The following is a 17,366-nucleotide window of genomic DNA, read 5'->3' on the forward strand; positions in this document are numbered from 1 at the left end:
GAACGACTCAATGTACGGGAACGCCTTCGCGGTCTTATCTCGCTCGGCTCTTCTGGGAAGCTTTACGTAAAGGATCGAGGGGATCGGACTTGCTCGCTACCAGGCGACGCCCCCCTATAGGAAGAGAGCATTTCGATGACCCCCGTATATAGATACGCGCGCGAACAAGGCGTGTGGCATGACGAATGCAGACCGCCGCCGCATCCTTGGCACAATCTTCGTGGATTAGGGTCTCTCTGTCTTCATCGGACGAAGCAACCCGATTCGGCGGTGTCTGGAAGCCGGCATGGCTGACCCCAAGGGTTTGACTTCACGCGTTCGAGAAGGCACAGAAGGTTCGATATCAGAAGAGACTTATGGAGTGGCCCGTCGTGAGGGCCATGGAGCGGGCACGATATCCGGGGATGAGGTCTAGAAGACATTCGACGAGCCAGCTCGGCAACGAGCCGCCGCTAATGGCAGACGGGCGCCGGGCGCCCGACCGTCGCGAGATCTCGCTGCGCTGGCTTTCCGGCACCTTTCTAACAGGCGTGACCTCCTGCGCGCTGATGGGCATTGCGCTTTTCGCAGCCGTGAATGGACGCGAGCAGCTGGCCTTGCCGGCTCAGGCCATGGCGCTCAGCGCCGATGGCGCCGAGACGGCGCGCCGCGATGTGGCGAAAGGTGGCCGCATCGTTGCGTCGCTGGTGCCGTCTCGCCCCAAAGATCGCTCCATCATGGAAGTCTCCACGATGATCCGCGACGGCGATCGGGAAGTGATCCGGCGCAAGCCCTTCGCTCACATTCAGGTGGCCCTGGCAGCAAACCACCAGACCCAGGAAGAGTATCCACCGTTCGATCCACTCGCGATCTTTTCCACAGGCACGGCAGAAGAAGCGCCCGCGACGGGCGACACGAGCGTCATCTATGGCGCGCAGGTGGAATCCGAAGTCAGCCTACGCACGCGTGACTTCCCGCTCGGCGATACCGAACTTGCCTATGGCGCGGCCATCACCGTTGATGAGGCGGAAGAAACCGTGCGCAGCAACGGATCGATCCTGACGGACGGGTCGATCCAGGTGGCGGCGTTGCATTATGTCGATCCGCGCCGCTTCGCCACCGACGGTCTCGATCTCGACTTCAGTGCCAGCCTCAATTCCCGCGTCATCACCGAAAACGTTTCCGTATCCGTTCAAGCGCCGTTCGATGCGTCGGCGGTCGAATATCTGGAAGACGTCATCGCGGTCGGCGAAGAGCGCGAAATCATCGAGGCCATGGCGACGGCCGGCTATGACGACAGCCAGGCTGCCATGGTGTCCGGCATTTTCGCCAACCTCGCCGCATCCTCGCGGCTGAGAGAAGGCCATGTGCTTCGGCTCGGTATCGAGCAGCGCGGCGAGCAGACCCGCATCGTGCGCGCCAGCATCTACGACGGCACCGAGCATCAGTTGACGCTTGCCGAAAACGATCGCGGCTATTTCGTGCGCGCAGTCGAGCCGGCGAATTCCGAGATCGTGGCGGCAGCACTGGATACGGATGCCGTTCCTGTCCAGTCGGGCCGTGAGCTTCCGAGTGTCTATGACGGGCTTTACCGCGCAGCGCTTTCCTACGGCATGAATGCCGAGCTGACGTCGCAGATCGTCCGGCTGCTCGCGAGCGACATCGATTTCCAGGCACGGCTTCGCCCGACCGACCGGCTCGAGGCCTTCTTCTCTGTCGAAGACGAAAGAGGCGAAGCGGGCGACGATTCCGAGCTGCTTTTCGTCAACGCGACGTTCGGCGATCGCTCGACGCGCTTTTACCGTTTCCGCAATCCGGAAGACCAGACGATCGACTACTATGACGAGGAAGGGCGCAGCGTTCGGCAGTTCCTGTTGCGCAATCCGGTCCCGAACGGTCGGTTCACGTCGTCCTACGGCATGCGCCGCCATCCGATCCTCGGCTATAGCCGCATGCATGCCGGCGTCGACTGGGCCGCGCCGAGCGGCACGCCGATTCTTGCCTCCGGCAATGGCGTGGTCGAAAGTGCGGGCTGGCATTCCGGCGGCTTCGGTCGCCATACGGAAATCCGCCATGCCAATGGTTATGTCAGCACTTATTCTCACCAGAGCGCGATCGCAAAGGGAGTAGAGCCCGGCGCGCGGGTGACCCAGGGACAGGTCATCGGCTATGTCGGCTCGACCGGCCTTTCGACCGGCCCTCACCTCCATTACGAGCTGAGCGTCAACGGCTCCAAGGTCGACCCGATGCGCGTGCGCCTTCCCGATGCGAAGTCGCTGGAAGGCGAGTCGCTTGCCGCGTTCAACCAGGAACGCGAGCGTATCGATCAGCTGATGGAAGCGGACGGGTCGGAATCGGAACTGGCCAGCCGCTAATTTCAAGCGATTTACTCTTCAAACGCAAAACCGGCGGCCCATCGGACCGCCGGCAGCTTTAGCTCTCGAAATCGACGCGTCTTACTGGATCGGCGGCAACGCGCCCTGCTGGATCGATGGCTGCAGTGGCTGCGGCGCAGTGATCGGAGGCTGCGCAGCCGCGGCAGGTGCCTGTCCCGCGATCGGCTGGGTTTGCGTTTCCGTTTCCGACAGAAGCAATGGCTGATCGTCGACGAACTCGACCACGACACCGCGCTCCACCATGCCGGCGAGTTCACGCGCATCCCAATTGGTCAGGCGGATGCAGCCATTGCTTTCCGTCTTGCCGATCGCGGACGGCTCGGGCGTCCCGTGAATTCCATAGGTCGGCTTTGACAGCGCGATCCAGACCGTGCCGACGGGGCCGTTCGGGCCGGGCGGAATGGTGAGGACCCGATCATTGTTGCCCTGCTTAAAGTTGATGCGCGGATTGTAGGTGTAGTTTGGATCGAGCGCGATGCGTTCCACCGTATGGGTCCCCGATGGTGACGGCGTGCCCTGAGATCCGATGGTGGCAGGATATGCGGCGACCAAATTATCAGTCGCGTCATACGCGAACACCTGCTTCAGGCTTTTGTCGGCGACGATGCGCGTGACCTTCGCCTTCACGTTGCTGCCCGTGTCCATGACCTTGATGACGGTGCCGGGGCGCGAGAAATCTGCGTTCGGGTTGATCGCGCGCAAATAGCCCTCGTCCATGTGGAACCGCTCGGCCAGCATTTCAGCCGGCGAAGTGAACGACATGTTTTCCAGAAGCGCCTTTTCCGAATAGTCGGTTGGCACCGAGGCGATGAATGGGCCAGCGACGTCTTCGTTGGTGATCGTGTATTGTTTGATCGGCAGGCCGCCGGTGTCCACCAGACGGTTCATGATGCCGTCGACGTCGTTCGGATCGATCCGCTCTCCGGTTGCCTGTTCGTAGGCGGCCAATGCCTTGCGCACATTCGAACCGATCTGGCCGTCGATCACGCCGGGAGAAAAACCACGGCGATCGAGATAGACCTGAAGAGCGGCAACTTCGGGCGAGCCGGCACGCGAGGGTGCAGGCGTGGCTGTCGCGGGGCCGCTCGTGCCAGCCGGCGGCGTATAGGGCTGGGGTCCGGAATTGTCATAGCCGGGATTGGACGGCTGGATCGGCTGGCGATCGACCGATCCATAATTCGGCTGCGGCGGGTAATACTGGCCCGGATTCTGCTGCGGAAAGGGCTGATACGCCCGATCGTCATAGCCGTACGGGTCGCGGTAGGGATCAACTCGACCTTCAAGCACAGGCTGGCCGCCATTATAATAGCCGCCGCCATTATAATCCTGCGGAATGCTGCCGGTCACGGGCGCTTGATCCACGGGAGGCACGATCGAGACGACTTCGCCATACTGGTTGAGGAACACCCGGTTGCCGGCATTGTCGATGTATTCGCGAAGCTCCGGCAGCGGCGGGCGGCCATACGGATCGTAGTACTGCGCGATGGCCGGGGCAGCTGACAGCATCAGCGCCGTTGCGACACAGGAAGAGACGAGCTTCGACACTCCGGTTCCCTCTTTTCTTGCGATGGCCATTCGACCATTCAGCCGTTGTTGAACGGCGATCTCCATATCAACGCAGCAGGCAACGAATCGGTTCGCGCCCACGCGAATGTCTATGATCCCTAGCGTTAATAGTTTGCGCGAAGATGGCGGTTTGAAGATGAACGGTTGCTGAAGCGCGAGCGGCCACACGCAAAAAAGGCGCCCGACGGAGCGCCTTTTTCTGTCGTTCAAGCGATATCAGGCTGCGATGTTTGCACCCTGTGTCGTGCCGGATGCCCGGAACTGGAGCCGATCAGAGCCAGCGGTGACCTTGATGCGGCTGCCATCGGCAATCTCACCCATCAGGATCTTCTCGGCGAGCGGATCCTGCACTTCCTTCTGGATCACCCGCTTCAACGGGCGGGCCCCATAGGCTGGATCGTAGCCCTTGTTGGCCAGGAACGTCCGAGCCTCCTCGTCAAGTTCGATGCTGATCTTGCGGTCGGCCAAGAGGCGCATCAGGCGCTGCAACTGGATTTCCACGATCTTGCCCATCTCCTGGCGATGCAGGCGGTGGAACAGGATGATCTCGTCGACGCGATTGAGAAACTCCGGTCGGAACGACGCCCGAACGACGTTCATGACGCTGTCGCGTACCTGATCGACATCCTCATCGTCGCCAAGATTGACGAGATATTCGGAACCGAGGTTCGACGTCATGATGATCATCGTGTTGCGGAAGTCGACGGTTCGACCCTGGCCATCGGTCAGGCGGCCGTCGTCCAGCACCTGCAAGAGCACGTTGAACACATCGGGATGCGCTTTCTCGATCTCGTCGAATAGCACGACCTGATAGGGACGCCGGCGTACGGCTTCCGTCAGCGCGCCGCCTTCCTCGTAACCAACGTACCCGGGAGGTGCTCCGATCAGCCTTGCAACCGAGTGCTTCTCCATGAACTCCGACATGTCGATGCGCACCATCGCCTGGTCGTCGTCGAACAGGAAATCGGCAAGTGCCTTGGTCAGCTCCGTCTTGCCGACGCCGGTAGGGCCGAGGAAGATGAAGGAGCCGAGCGGCCGGTTCGGGTCCTGCAGCCCCGCGCGGGCACGGCGAACGGCTTTCGAAACCGCCTGCACGGCTTCGCCTTGGCCGACGACGCGCTTGGCGAGTTCGTCTTCCATGCGCATCAGCTTGTCGCGTTCGCCTTCCAGCATCTTGTCGACGGGAACGCCCGTCCAGCGCGACACGATATGGGCGATGTGATCAGGCGTAACCGTCTCTTCCATCATGCCGGCGGCAACGGTGTCACCTTTTTCTTCCGCTTCGACGAGCCGCTTTTCGAGTTCCGGAATGCGCCCATAGGCAAGCTCGCCGGCGCGCTGGAATTCACCGTTGCGCTGCGCGATCGCCAACTCGTTGCGTGCTTCGTCCAGTTCGCGCTTGAGGTCGGCGGCCAGACCAAGCTTCTGCTTTTCAGCCTGCCAGCGCGCCGTCAGCGTGTCGGACTTTTCTTCCAGTTCACCGAGATCCTGCTCCAGGCGCTCGAGCCGGTCGCGCGAGGCCTGGTCGGTTTCCTTGCGCAGGGCTTCACGCTCGATCTTGAGCTGGATGATCCGGCGATCGAGTTCGTCGAGTTCTTCTGGCTTGGAATCCACCTGCATGCGCAGCCGGGCCGCCGATTCATCGACCAGATCGATCGCCTTGTCCGGCAGGAAGCGGTCGGTGATGTATCGGTTCGACAATGTTGCGGCCGAAACGAGTGCACTGTCGGAAATGCGCACCTTGTGGTGCTGCTCGTACTTTTCCTTCAGGCCGCGCAGGATGGAGATCGTGTCTTCCACCGTCGGTTCGCTGACGAAAACCGGCTGGAAACGACGGGCGAGCGCCGCATCCTTTTCCACGTGCTTGCGATATTCATCGAGCGTGGTCGCGCCAACGCAATGCAGTTCGCCGCGCGCGAGAGCGGGCTTCAGCAGGTTCGACGCATCCATCGCACCTTCTGTCTTACCGGCGCCCACCAGCGTGTGCATCTCGTCGATGAAGAGGATGATGTTGCCATTGGCTGACTGCACCTCGGTCAGGATGGCCTTGAGGCGCTCCTCGAACTCGCCGCGATATTTCGCGCCGGCAATGAGTGCGCCCATGTCGAGCGCCAGCAACTGCTTGTCCTTCAGCGATTCCGGCACGTCGCCATTAACGATGCGCAGCGCCAGACCTTCGGCGATCGCGGTCTTGCCGACGCCGGGTTCACCGATCAAAACCGGGTTGTTCTTGGTGCGGCGCGACAGGACCTGGATGGTGCGGCGGATTTCATCGTCGCGGCCGATCACCGGGTCGAGCTTTCCCTCGCGGGCATTGGCCGTCAGGTCGAGCGTGTATTTCTTCAGCGCCTCGAAGCTGTCTTCGGCCGATGCGCTGTCTGCCTTGCGGCCCTTGCGCGCGTCGTTGATGACATCGTTCAGCGCCTTGGCGGTAACGCCTGCCTGCTTCAGAATGTCCGCGGTCTTGGCACTGGTCTCGATTGCCATTGCGAGCAGAAGCCGCTCGACGGTGACGAAGCTGTCGCCGGCCTTCTTGGCGGCATCTTCGGCTGTCTGGAAGATCTTCGCGAGCGGCTGCGCGAGATAGACCTGGCCGTTGCCGCCGGTGACTTTCGGCAGTTTGGCGAGCGCGGCCTCGACGGCCAAGCGCGCGTCTTTCGGACGGCCGCCGGCGCGCTCGATCAGAGCCGATGCCATGCCTTCGCTGTCGTCCAGAAGCACCTTGAGGACATGTTCGGGCGTGAATTGCTGGTGACCTTCGGCCAGGGCGTAGGTTTGGGCGGACTGCAGAAATCCGCGGACCCGCTCGGTGTATTTTTCGACGTTCATGTGCGCATCTCCATTGTCGACCTCGCCTTCTCGAAGCACGAGGACACGGTTTGCGATCGGCTCCCAGTTCGGCAAGCCGTTTCCCGATGCATATGGGAAGCCGGTGACCACGCTGAAAGAGGACGCGGCTCCGCAAAATGACATCGATCAAACGCGCATGAAAAAAGCCGCCGGACGAGGTCCGGCGGCTCATGATTAGCGTCGTTTCTGGCGGCGATTATTCGCCGGGCACTGCCACCGCTTCGGCGGCGCCTGCTTCCGGCGCATCACCGCTTTCGTCAGCCTTGGCGCGTACCCGCTTCGGGCGTGCTGCGGCGACGCGACGGCGTGGGGCGCGCTTCGGAGCCGCACCATCCGCGTTCTCGTCGTCGGTTGATGCTTCGGCTGGCGCTGCCTCGATCTCCGGCTGAGGACCGGTGCCTGCGGCAACGGCTTCCACCGGAGCCTTCGGCGTCTCGTCCGTCGGCTGGCCGGTCGCCTCTTCCGGCTGGGCTACCGCAGTCTCGCGACGTTCGCGACGTCCCTCGCCATCCTGCTGGCCTTCGCCACGCTCGCGACGCGGCCCGCGTTCTGCCCGATCCTGGCGCTCTTGGCGTTCTGGGCGCTGCGCGTTCGGCTGACGACCTTCGCGGCCTTCCTGACCTTCACGCGCTTCGCGGCCCTCTCGATTGTCACGACCCTCGCGGTTGTCACGGCCTTCGCGGTTGTCGCGCTGCTCGCGGCCTTCGCGATTATCGCGATTTTGCTGCGGCTGGGCCTGGGGCTGACGATCATCCTGGTCGTTCTCGCGATAGCCGCCCATCTGCGGCTGATCATCATCGTCGTCACGGTCATTGTTGCCGTCGCCGCCGAAGTCGCGCTCATTGCGCTGGAAGCGCTCCTGCATCTGGGCCTGGGCCGCCGCGATGATGCGGTTGTAATGCTCGGCATGCTGGAAATAGTTTTCAGCCATCACGTTGTCGCCAACGCTCTGCGCGTCACGGGCAAGCGTCGCATACTTCTCGGCGATGTGCTGCGCTGTACCGCGAATCTTCACATCGGGGCCAGTGCTGTCATAGGAGCGCGAGAGCGGATTGCCGCCTTTGCGGTTGTTGTTGCCGCCATTATTGCCGCCACCGCCGCCGCCACCGTTGTTGCGGCCGCGTCCGCGCTGCTTCTGCTGTCCTGACCTCATGAGTGGATTCCGATTTCCCTTGGTTGGCTGGTCTTTCCGCCATCGTGCATGTTCGGCACTGGGCGCGCCGATGCACTGAGCGCCGCGATCAAGACGCGTCACATCCGCGAACTTGTCGACGATTGGGGTTAAACAGATTCAAGCACCAGAGGTCCTGCGACGATCGCACCTGCGATACCGGGAACGCGCCCATTACGGGCTGGCCCTTGACCGAGACCTGCTGCCTAATGCTGGTCCGAACCTATAGTGCTTTGTATGCGATTCCAAGCCCTTTCTCAGCGCGGCGGCAATTCTGCGGGTGGTTCATACGGCTGATCGGGCGAAGATCAGCGCGCGATCGTTGCCACCGAGATCCTGGACTGCGCTGAGCCGAGCCAGACCCGCGTCCTCGAACAGGGCCGTCACCTCGCCCCGCTGGTCGAAGCCGATTTCCAGGCCAACGATCCCGCCCGGCGCCAGATGGTCTACCACTCCCGCCGCGATGGCACGGTAGGCGTCGAGCCCATCCAAACCGCCATCAAGTGCCAGATGCGGATCATGGTCACGGACTTCGACGGAGAGTTCGGCGATCACAGACGTCCTGATATAGGGTGGATTTGACACGATGATGTCGAACAGCCCTTCGACCGAGGCGAACCAGCTGTCGTGCAATCCAGCAAAACGGTTGCCCAGTCCCAGCGCCGCCGCATTGGCGCCGGCGGTCTCAAGCGCATTCCCCGAGACGTCGGTCGCCACGGCGATCGCCCGCGCTTCGATGGAGAGCAGAGCCAGCGCCAACGCGCCGGTTCCAGTCCCGAGGTCGAGGATACGGCACGTGCCCTTTTCCTCTGCGATCCGGCGCAGATGGGGCGCCAGCGCTTCGACAAGCACTTCGGTATCGGGTCGGGGCTCCAGCGTTCCGGCCGAAAGGCCAAGCTGCAGACCATAGAACTCACGATGCCCGAGAATGCGGTGTACGGGCTCGCCGTGCAGCCGGCGTTCCATGCGCGCATTGACGACATCGAGCCGTGCAGGATCGACCGGCTCGTCGGGACGGGTCACCAGATCCGTCAGGCTGATGCCCAAAGTCTCGAGGAGAAGCAGTCGCGCATCGTCACGCGGCGTTGGCAGCCCCGCCGCCTCAAACCTTTTGCGCATCTGCTTCTGCAGGGCGGAAAGCGTCATGGCGGCGGCCTCGGCCATCGATCAGTTGGCCTCGCTCAGCGATGCGAGCTGACCGGCCTGATAGTCCGCAATGAGCGCATCAACGACTTCGTCGATCTCGCCGATCATCATGCGATCGAGCTTGTAGAGCGTCAGGTTGATGCGGTGATCCGTCACCCGCCCCTGCGGGAAATTGTAGGTGCGGATGCGCTCGGATCGGTCGCCCGAGCCGACCTGGCTTTTGCGCGAAGCCGAGCGTTCCTGGTCGGCGCGCTGGCGCTCCATGTCGTAAAGGCGCGCTTTCAGCACCTGCATGGCCTTGGCACGGTTCTGGTGCTGCGATTTCTCCGACGACGTGACGACGATGCCGGTCGGCAAATGCGTGATGCGCACGGCTGAGTCCGTCGTGTTGACGTGCTGGCCGCCAGCACCCGACGAGCGCATCGTATCGATGCGGATGTCTTCGTTGCGGACCTCGATGTCGATGTCCTCGGCTTCCGGCAGCACGGCGACAGTCGCCGCGGAGGTGTGGATGCGCCCACCGGATTCCGTTTCAGGAACACGCTGCACACGGTGCACGCCGGATTCGAACTTGAGACGCGAGAACACGCCTCGGCCGGAGATCGTGGCGATGATTTCCTTAAACCCGCCGGCTTCGCCTTCGCTTGCCGACAGCACTTCGACCTTCCAGTTGTGGTCGGCGGCATAGCGCTCATACATCCGGAAGAGATCGCCCGCGAAAAGCGCGGCCTCGGAGCCGCCGGTGCCGGCGCGGATTTCGAGGATCGCGCTCTTTTCGTCCGCCGCATCTTTCGGCAGCAGCATGATCTGCATATCGGCTGCGAGCGCCTCGATACGATCGCGCACGTCGGGGTAATCCAGCTCGGCCATTTCCCGCATTTCGCGATCGGTGGCCTTGTCGGCAAGCAGGGTGTCGAGATCCTCGAGTTCGGCCGTCGCCCTCTCGTATTCGCGGATCTTGGCGACCACCGGACCAAGCTCGGCATATTCGGACGCGAGCTTCACATAAACGTCGGAGTCCGGCCCCGCCGCCATGCGCGCCTCGATCTCGCTGTAACGGCGCTCGAGTTCGCGCATCTTCTCGATCGGCAAAACTGCCATCAGTCACCCTAATTCGGTCAAAGCGGAATCGCGTTGTTTTCGGCAAACTCGGTGAGGAGCTCGCGCATCGGCCGCGTGTCGGGCCCGCTCTCCTCCAGCGCCTTTGCCATTTCGGTCCGCAGCTGGCCGGCGTCGAGCGCCAGCAGCATCGACTTCACCGGACCGATACCGGCCGGTGACATGGATATGGAGCGGAAACCGAGCCCGATCAATGCCATCGCGCCAAGAGGCTTCGCCGCCATTTCACCACACAGCGTGACCGGCGTGTCGTGACGGTTGCTCGCTTCCACGATCTGGCGCAACACACGCAGGAACGGGCGGCCGAGATTGTCGAAGCGATCGGCAACGCGCGCATTGCCGCGATCCACCGCAAAGGTGAACTGGAACAGGTCGTTGGAGCCGACCGATACGAAATCGACCGTCGCCATCAGTTCATCCAGTTGCCAGAGCAGGCTCGGCACTTCCAGCATGGCACCGAAGCGCAGCTTGCGTGGCAGGTCATGGCCGAAGCGGGAGAGATGGCGCACTTCGCGGTTCAAAAGCTCACGCGCCTCGCGGATCTCGCGGACTTCGGTGACCATCGGGATCATCAGCCGCAATTCGCGACCGGCAGCAGCGCGCAGAAGGGCGCGGAATTGGGTGCGCAAGAGACCGGGACGATCGAGCGACAGGCGGATGGCCCGCCAGCCAAGAGCAGGGTTCTCCTCCTCCGCTCCGCGGAAATAAGGCACGACCTTGTCGCCGCCGATATCGAGCGTGCGGAAGGTGACCGGCTTGTCGCCCGATTGGCGGAGGACGTTGGTGTAGAAGCGCTCCTGATCGTCCGCCTTCGGCATGGTGGACGAGATCATGAACTGCAGCTCGGTCCGGAAGAGGCCGATGCCGCTGGCGCCGGAATCCTCGATCTGCGGCAGGTCGACGAGCAGGCCGGCATTCATCATCAGGTCGACACGGGTGCCGTCCTTCGTCACCGGCTCGACAGCCCGGAGTTCGCGGAAGCGTTCCTGCCTTTTTGCCCGGAAGCGGACCTTTTCGGCGTAGGCCTTCTCAAGGTCCGGCATCGGGCGCAGATGCACCTTGCCGTCTTCGCCGTCGACGATGATGGCATCGCCGTTTTCGGCAAGCGAAACGACGCCGGTTGCCTGGCCGACGACCGGAATGCCCATGGCACGCGCAACGATCACCACATGGCTCGTGATCGCACCGTCTTCCAACACCAGGCCGCGGATCTTGGAGCGGGTGTAGTCCAGCAGTTCCGCCGCGCCCATTCCACGCGCCACGATGATCGCGGCATCCGGAAACCCCTCTGCCGTCGATGGGCCGGAGCGACCGATCAGCTGACGCAGGAGACGGTTGGCGAGATCGTCGAAATCATGCAGGCGCTCGCGCAGATAGGGGTCCGACAGGTGCATCATGCGCGCTCGGGTGTCGCTCTGCACCTTTTCGACCGCCGCTTCCGCCGTCAGGCCGTTGCGGATCGCCTCTTCCATCTTCCGCACCCAGCCCCGGTCATGGGCGAACATGCGATAGGCTTCCAGCACTTCGCGGTGCTCGCCTTCCATGGACACGTCGCGGCGAGACAGCATGTCGTCGATGGAGATCCTGAGCGAGCCCAGCGCCTCGTCGAGGCGCTTCAGCTCCAGATCCATGTCGTCATTGAGCAGGTTCGTGACGACCACGCGCGGCTCGTGCAGCACGACATAGCCAAGGCCGATCCCGTCGCCATAGGCATCGCCATCGATTGAGATCGGCCTGGAGAGGTCCAGTTCCATGCCCGGACGGGTGATCTTCTTCAGCTCGCCCGTGGCGACCATTTCGGCGAGGACCATCGCCGTCGTTTCGAGCGCCTCGACCTCGTCGTCGCGATAGTTGCGCCGGGCCTTGTTCTGCACGACGAGAACGCCGAGCGAGCGCCCAGCCCTCAAGATCGGCACGCCCATGAAGGAATGATAGACCTCTTCGCCCGTCTCCGGCAGATAGGCGAAGGCCGGGTGGGATTGGGCGTCGGAGAGATTGAGCGGCCGCGCACTGGCCGCGATGGTGCCGACGAGACCCTGCCCCATCTTCAGCTGGGCAAGGTGGACGGCGTCGGGATTAAGACCTTCGGTGGCGTAGAGCTCCAGCACGCCGTCGGCACGCAGCACGTAGAACGAGCACACCTCGGCGACCATGTTCTGCGCGATCTGGCGCACGATCTGGTTCAGGCGTTCCTGCGGGCCGAGCGGCTCCGCCATCAGTTCGCGCAGCCGCCGCAACAGAACGCGCGGACCCGCAGACAGGTCTCTCATTGCGTGTTGGCTCCCACTCTCCATGGCGCCGCCTACGGCGTGCCACCCCGGCGCGCCTTATCGATACCGCTTGGCCGCGGCCTCACCTCCAGCACGAATCCCCATATGCTGTCTTTAACCTTTATCGAGACCGTAGACCGAATGCAAAGTCCGCACGGCCAACTCGGCGTAGGGGCTGTCGATGAGGATGGAGATCTTGATCTCGGACGTGGTGATCGCCTTGATGTTGATGCCCTTTTCAGCCAGCGCTCGGAACGCGGTTGCCGCCACGCCGGCATGGCTGCGCATGCCGATGCCGATGACCGACACCTTGACGAGGCCCGCTTCGCTCTGGATCGCGTCGTAACCGATCTTCGACCGCTCGCGATCGAGCACGGCGAGCGCCTTCTCGATATCGCCGGTCGGCACCGTAAAGGTCATGTCGGTGCGCGAACCATCCTCGGAGATGTTCTGCACGATCATGTCCACATTGATGTGGCTCTCGGCAAGCGGCCCGAAAATGGCGGCCGAGACGCCAGGACGGTCGGCAAGCCGTCTCAGCGAGATCTGCGCTTCATCCTTGGCATAAGCGATACCGGTGACGACTTCCTGTTCCACGATTTCTTCCTCGTCGCAAATCAGCGTACCGGGTGGATTGTCGAAATCGCCCATGCCCGGTGCATCGGGGTCATCGAAACTGGAGCGCACGAAAGTGCGCACCTTGTGGACCATGGCCAGCTCGACGGAGCGGACCTGCAGAACCTTGGCACCGAGGGACGCCATTTCTAGCATCTCCTCGAACGCGATCTTCTTCATGCGGCGCGCCTTGGGCTCGACGCGCGGATCGGTGGTGTAGACGCCGTCCACGTCGGTATAGATGTCGCAGCGGTCGGCCTTGATGGCCGCAGCAATGGCGACGGCGCTCGTATCGGAACCGCCGCGCCCGAGCGTGGCGATGCGGTTGTCAGGCCCGATGCCCTGGAAACCAGCGATGACGGCAACTTGGCCCTCGCCGAAGCGGCGGATGAGCTCCGTGCCGTCGATCTCCATGATCCGCGCGGCGCCATGGGCGTTATCGGTGCGGATCGGGATCTGCCAGCCCATCCAGGAGCGCGCATTGATGTCCATCGACTGCAGCGTGATCGCCAGCAGTCCTGCGGTCACCTGTTCGCCGGACGCAACGACCGCATCATATTCGCGCGCGTCGTGCATGGGTGATGCGCCGCGCGTCCAGGCAACGAGCTCGTTGGTCTTGCCGGCCATGGCAGAGACGACGACCGCCACATCGTGGCCGGCGTCGACTTCGCGCTTCACGTGGCGCGCGACATTGCGGATGCGGTCGAGATCGGCAACGGATGTTCCGCCGAACTTCATGACGATACGTGCCATCGGCGGTATCCGAGCTCCGATTGAGGATCAGGGGAAGGGTTCGTTCGAGAGCGGCCTCTCCCGCCAAGGCCGCCTGAAAACGCGGCTCTCATAACGCAAGTGCAGGCGACCCGCAACGGGCGAGCGGCGCAGATGGGAGGCTTAACCCAAGCATTCGAAGCCGGCGGTGCTTGACATCTTCCCATGCGCGCCCGACTTGGCACTCAAGAACAAGGAGAACGCGCCATGACGATCGCAGCCGAGGACAAGAACGGTGACAGCCGTCAATCCAGCATCGACCAGGCCGAGGTCGACCGCTTCTCGGCGCTTGCACGTGAATGGTGGAACCCGACCGGCAAGTTCAAGCCGCTGCACAAGTTCAACCCGGTGCGCCTCACCTACATTCGCGACCAGGCGAGCCTGCATTTCGGGCGTGATGCGCGCTCGTCGAAGCCGCTTCAGGGCCTGCGCGTGCTGGACATCGGCTGCGGCGGCGGACTTCTGTCGGAACCAATGGCGCGCATGGGCGCGGAGGTCGTCGGCGCCGATGCTTCGGCAACGAACATCGAAGTTGCCAAGATCCACGCGGCCCAAAGCGGCGTTTCGGTCGACTATCGCGCGGTGACGGCCGAACAGCTTGCCGCCGAAGGCGAGACCTTCGACATCATCCTCAACATGGAAGTCGTCGAGCACGTCTCGGATGTGAATTTCTTCATGACGACCTGCGCCTCGATGGTGCGCCCGGGTGGCCTGATGTTCGTCGCCACCATCAACCGCACGCTGAAGGCCGGTGCACTCGCGATCGTCGGTGCCGAATACGTGCTGCGCTGGCTGCCGAAGGGCACGCACCAGTATGAGAAGCTCGTGCGCCCCGAAGAACTGCAGCGTCCGATCGAAGCTTCGGGAATGAACCTCATCGATCGGACCGGCGTCTTCTACAGCCCGCTCAGCGACAGCTGGAACCTGTCGCGCGACATGGACGTGAATTACATGGTTCTGGCCGAGCGACCGAAGGCGGCAGCGGCCTCAACGATCTAGATTGAGCTCACGTATTCGGAACCGGCGACCAGTTCACCCGGATACGCTTCAGTTCGCGTCATCTGGAAAATGGGGAAGGGGTGCAACGGAGATGCCTTCCTCCAGAAGTGCTCGCGCCTCGTCGGGTGCGGCCCGTCCGATAATGCCGCGCTCTTCCGTTTCGCCGTAGTGGATCTTGCGGGCTTCTTCCGGGAAGCGGTCGCCCACATCTTCCGACGACGACCGGATCGCACTCACCATCTCGCGGATTTTCTTTAGCTTCTCGGCCTGTTCGGCGCTCATTGCCAGCGGCTGCATCGCGCTGTCCGCTTTGCGTGTGCCGGCCACCGCCGGGGCCATCAAGGCTTTCGTGACCTTGGTGGAGCCGCATTGCGGGCATGAGACGAGATTGCGTGCGGACTGGTCGTCATAATCCGCACTCTTGGCGAACCACGCCTCGAATGCGTGGCCCCGGTCGCAACTCAAGGCAAATTTGATCATGCGGTTTGTCGCTGCTCGGCCGAATGGACTGCGGCTGCATTCTGATAGCCGCGCGCGTTCTTTAGATTGGGGATTTTGGCCCGGGCCGCCGCAACAGTCGCAGGGTCGATCTCGGCGACGATGACAGCCGGCTCGTCGTGATCGGCCTCCGCGATCACGCGGCCCCACGGGTCGATGATCACCGAGTGGCCATAGGTCTCGCGACCATCTTCGTGGAGACCGCCCTGCGCCGCCGAAATTACATAGGCACCGTTCTCGATAGCGCGGGCGCGCTGCAGCACATGCCAATGCGCCTCGCCCGTCTGGCGCGTGAAGGCAGCGGGCGCCGTGAGCACTTCAGCCCCTGCCAACGCCAGATCCCGGAACAGATGCGGAAAGCGGATATCGTAGCAAACTGCGAGCCCGATGCGCGCAAAGGGCAGATCGACCAGACAGCTTGCCTCGCCGGGTCGATAGACCGCGCTTTCCCGCCAGCTCTCGCCATTGTCGAGATCGACGTCGAACATGTGGATCTTGTCGTAGCGTGCGGCGATCGCTCCATCCGGGGTGAAGACGAACGCGCGGTTGGCGACCTTGCCGTCACCCAGTGCGATGGCCGTCGAACCGATGTGCAGATGCACCCCGTGGCGCTTAGCAAGCTCAGCGGCTGCGGCAACCACGTCGTCTTCCGCCTCAGGCTTCAGCTGCTCGAAAAGACGCGCGCGATCCTTCTGGATCATGCCGGTCATCTCGGGGGTCTGCACGTAGGTCGCGCCGGCTGCGGCTGCCTCGCCCACCAGACGCCGCAACGTCTCGATGTTGGCGCCAGGCTCTGTGCCGGAGCGCATCTGAACGGCGGCGGCCTTGAAGCTTGCCATGGATCAGCCTGCCTTCAGCATCGGATCGAGCTTGCCATCGTGCTCCAGCGCATGAAGATCGTCGCTGCCGCCGACGTGGACGTCGCCGATGAAGATTTGCGGGAAGGTGGCGCGGCCGTTGGCCTTCTGCATCATTTCCGCCCGAAGCTCCTTGGAAAAAGTCGCATCCCGTTCTTCGAACGCCACGCCCTTAGTCTCCAGCAGCCGCTTGGCGGCACTGCAGAAGCCACAGAACTGGCGGGTATAGATGACGACTGGCGGCATGATGCACTCCGGCTTTGCTTGCGTGTCAGCTTCGATATAGGGGGCAGTCGCCCTGCACTGCAAGGGACCGGCACCAGGCTTCATGGATCTGGAACCCGCGCAAAGGTCAAAACCGTCACATCGGCGACGCCGGCACGCTTCAAGGCGCGTGCGGCGGCGTTGACCGTAGCTCCAGTCGTGTAGACGTCGTCGACAAGGAGAACCCGTTTTCCGGCGATGTCGGCCTTCACTGTGTCCGGCACGACGAACGCACCACGCACGTTGCGTTGGCGGGCTTTCTCGCCAAGGCCGACCTGCTGTCTCGTCTGGCGGCGGCGCACCAGCAATCCGATCCCGTGCGGCTTTCCCGTGAGCCTCGCCAAAGCCCGCGAGAGTTCCGCCGACTGGTTGTAGCGTCGTGACAGGAGCCGGAGGCGATGCAGCGGGATCGGTACGATGACGTCCGCCTTCTCGACCAGTCCATCCCCCGCACGCACCATCCACGCGGCCATGATGGAGGCGAGATCGAGACGATCATTGTATTTCAGGCGGTGCACGAGGCTTGCGGCAATATCCCCATAGAGCATCACGGCACGCGCCCGGTGGTAATCGGGCGGCTCGGCAAATGCCGCGGGCGAGATCGTGCCCTCGCCTTGATCGTGCGCAAAAGGCACACCCAGGACCTCGCAGTACGGACGCTCGATGAATTCCGCGCCCGACCAGCATGTGGCGCACAGTCCGCCATGGCGGGTCATGATGACCGAGCAGCCGAGGCAGACGGGCGGATAGACGAGCGACACCAGACGCGACCAGAGCGCGCCAGCCTGTTTGCGCACCGCTGAAACCTGGCCTGGAGGATCGATCGTCACCATCTTTGCAGGATAGCGAAACGGCGACACGCGGT

13 protein-coding genes are annotated in these 17,366 nt (G+C 63.0%); 2 read left to right on the forward strand and 11 right to left on the reverse strand.

Annotation, left to right across the window (positions count from 1 at the left end; translation table 11 throughout):
* The first annotated feature begins 404 nt into the window (after positions 1 to 404).
* A complete protein-coding gene (locus PU133_RS18855; RefSeq protein WP_404862924.1) occupies positions 405 to 2,354 on the forward strand; it encodes a M23 family metallopeptidase in 1,950 nt (649 codons plus the stop codon).
* Between the two features lie 81 nt (positions 2,355 to 2,435).
* Here the strand turns inward: PU133_RS18855 and PU133_RS18860 are convergent, their stop codons facing one another.
* From PU133_RS18860 to PU133_RS18890, 7 genes are all read right to left on the reverse strand, one after another.
* Complete coding sequence (locus PU133_RS18860; protein WP_404862925.1) at positions 2,436 to 3,920, reverse strand: L,D-transpeptidase family protein; 1,485 nt, start codon at positions 3,918 to 3,920, stop codon at positions 2,436 to 2,438.
* A gap of 237 nt (positions 3,921 to 4,157) precedes the next feature.
* The gene (gene clpB / locus PU133_RS18865; protein WP_404862926.1) at positions 4,158 to 6,770 is read right to left on the reverse strand and encodes an ATP-dependent chaperone ClpB; all 2,613 of its coding nucleotides are present in this window, start codon (positions 6,768 to 6,770) and stop codon (positions 4,158 to 4,160) included.
* Positions 6,771 to 6,987: 217 nt separating this feature from the next.
* On the reverse strand, positions 6,988 to 7,944 hold the full coding sequence (locus PU133_RS18870; RefSeq protein WP_404862927.1) for a DUF4167 domain-containing protein: 957 nt from the start codon (positions 7,942 to 7,944) through the stop codon (positions 6,988 to 6,990).
* Between the two features lie 303 nt (positions 7,945 to 8,247).
* A complete protein-coding gene (prmC, locus tag PU133_RS18875; protein ID WP_404862928.1) occupies positions 8,248 to 9,126 on the reverse strand; it encodes a peptide chain release factor N(5)-glutamine methyltransferase in 879 nt (292 codons plus the stop codon).
* Positions 9,127 to 9,129: 3 nt separating this feature from the next.
* On the reverse strand, positions 9,130 to 10,209 hold the full coding sequence (prfA, locus tag PU133_RS18880; RefSeq protein WP_404862929.1) for a peptide chain release factor 1: 1,080 nt from the start codon (positions 10,207 to 10,209) through the stop codon (positions 9,130 to 9,132).
* 17 nt (positions 10,210 to 10,226) lie between these two features.
* Complete coding sequence (ptsP, locus tag PU133_RS18885) at positions 10,227 to 12,497, reverse strand: phosphoenolpyruvate--protein phosphotransferase (RefSeq protein ID WP_404862930.1); 2,271 nt, start codon at positions 12,495 to 12,497, stop codon at positions 10,227 to 10,229.
* 114 nt (positions 12,498 to 12,611) lie between these two features.
* The gene (locus PU133_RS18890) at positions 12,612 to 13,865 is read right to left on the reverse strand and encodes an aspartate kinase (RefSeq protein ID WP_404862931.1); all 1,254 of its coding nucleotides are present in this window, start codon (positions 13,863 to 13,865) and stop codon (positions 12,612 to 12,614) included.
* A gap of 225 nt (positions 13,866 to 14,090) precedes the next feature.
* Here PU133_RS18890 and ubiG point away from each other — a divergent pair, with 225 nt between their 5' ends.
* Positions 14,091 to 14,882: a bifunctional 2-polyprenyl-6-hydroxyphenol methylase/3-demethylubiquinol 3-O-methyltransferase UbiG gene (gene ubiG, locus PU133_RS18895; RefSeq protein ID WP_404862932.1), complete on the forward strand. Its 792-nt coding sequence runs from the start codon at positions 14,091 to 14,093 to the stop codon at positions 14,880 to 14,882.
* A 48-nt stretch (positions 14,883 to 14,930) separates the two neighbouring features.
* On the opposite strand, the gene PU133_RS18900 is transcribed toward ubiG, so the two are convergent.
* From PU133_RS18900 to PU133_RS18915, 4 genes are all read right to left on the reverse strand, one after another.
* Positions 14,931 to 15,362 (reverse strand): DUF1178 family protein, encoded by a 432-nt coding sequence (locus tag PU133_RS18900; RefSeq protein WP_404862933.1) that lies wholly within the window; start codon positions 15,360 to 15,362, stop codon positions 14,931 to 14,933.
* Complete coding sequence (locus PU133_RS18905) at positions 15,359 to 16,219, reverse strand: carbon-nitrogen hydrolase family protein (RefSeq protein ID WP_404862934.1); 861 nt, start codon at positions 16,217 to 16,219, stop codon at positions 15,359 to 15,361. The genes PU133_RS18900 and PU133_RS18905 overlap by 4 nt, the downstream gene beginning before the upstream one ends.
* Positions 16,220 to 16,222: 3 nt before the next feature.
* Positions 16,223 to 16,483: a glutaredoxin 3 gene (gene grxC, locus PU133_RS18910; RefSeq protein ID WP_404862935.1), complete on the reverse strand. Its 261-nt coding sequence runs from the start codon at positions 16,481 to 16,483 to the stop codon at positions 16,223 to 16,225.
* An 80-nt stretch (positions 16,484 to 16,563) separates the two neighbouring features.
* Positions 16,564 to 17,334, reverse strand: coding sequence for a ComF family protein (locus PU133_RS18915; RefSeq protein WP_404864590.1), 771 nt, complete (start codon positions 17,332 to 17,334; stop codon positions 16,564 to 16,566).
* Positions 17,335 to 17,366 lie beyond the last annotated feature (32 nt).

The sequence above is a fragment of the Georhizobium sp. MAB10 genome (genome assembly GCF_045012825.1).
Taxonomy (GTDB): Bacteria; Pseudomonadota; Alphaproteobacteria; order Rhizobiales; family Rhizobiaceae; genus Georhizobium; species Georhizobium profundi.

What these genes read in the sequence shown, in the direction of transcription:
- PU133_RS18855 (WP_404862924.1), top strand. Translation starts at nt 405, where the DNA reads ATGAGGTCTAGAAGACATTCGACGAGCCAGCTCGGCAACGAGCCGCCG.
- clpB (WP_404862926.1), bottom strand. Translation starts at nt 6,770, where the DNA reads ATGAACGTCGAAAAATACACCGAGCGGGTCCGCGGATTTCTGCAGTCC.
- PU133_RS18870 (WP_404862927.1), bottom strand. Translation starts at nt 7,944, where the DNA reads ATGAGGTCAGGACAGCAGAAGCAGCGCGGACGCGGCCGCAACAACGGT.
- prmC (WP_404862928.1), bottom strand. Translation starts at nt 9,126, where the DNA reads ATGGCCGAGGCCGCCGCCATGACGCTTTCCGCCCTGCAGAAGCAGATG.
- prfA (WP_404862929.1), bottom strand. Translation starts at nt 10,209, where the DNA reads ATGGCAGTTTTGCCGATCGAGAAGATGCGCGAACTCGAGCGCCGTTAC.
- ptsP (WP_404862930.1), bottom strand. Translation starts at nt 12,497, where the DNA reads ATGAGAGACCTGTCTGCGGGTCCGCGCGTTCTGTTGCGGCGGCTGCGC.
- PU133_RS18890 (WP_404862931.1), bottom strand. Translation starts at nt 13,865, where the DNA reads ATGGCACGTATCGTCATGAAGTTCGGCGGAACATCCGTTGCCGATCTC.
- ubiG (WP_404862932.1), top strand. Translation starts at nt 14,091, where the DNA reads ATGACGATCGCAGCCGAGGACAAGAACGGTGACAGCCGTCAATCCAGC.
- PU133_RS18900 (WP_404862933.1), bottom strand. Translation starts at nt 15,362, where the DNA reads ATGATCAAATTTGCCTTGAGTTGCGACCGGGGCCACGCATTCGAGGCG.
- PU133_RS18905 (WP_404862934.1), bottom strand. Translation starts at nt 16,219, where the DNA reads ATGGCAAGCTTCAAGGCCGCCGCCGTTCAGATGCGCTCCGGCACAGAG.
- grxC (WP_404862935.1), bottom strand. Translation starts at nt 16,483, where the DNA reads ATGCCGCCAGTCGTCATCTATACCCGCCAGTTCTGTGGCTTCTGCAGT.
- PU133_RS18915 (WP_404864590.1), bottom strand. Translation starts at nt 17,334, where the DNA reads ATGGTGACGATCGATCCTCCAGGCCAGGTTTCAGCGGTGCGCAAACAG.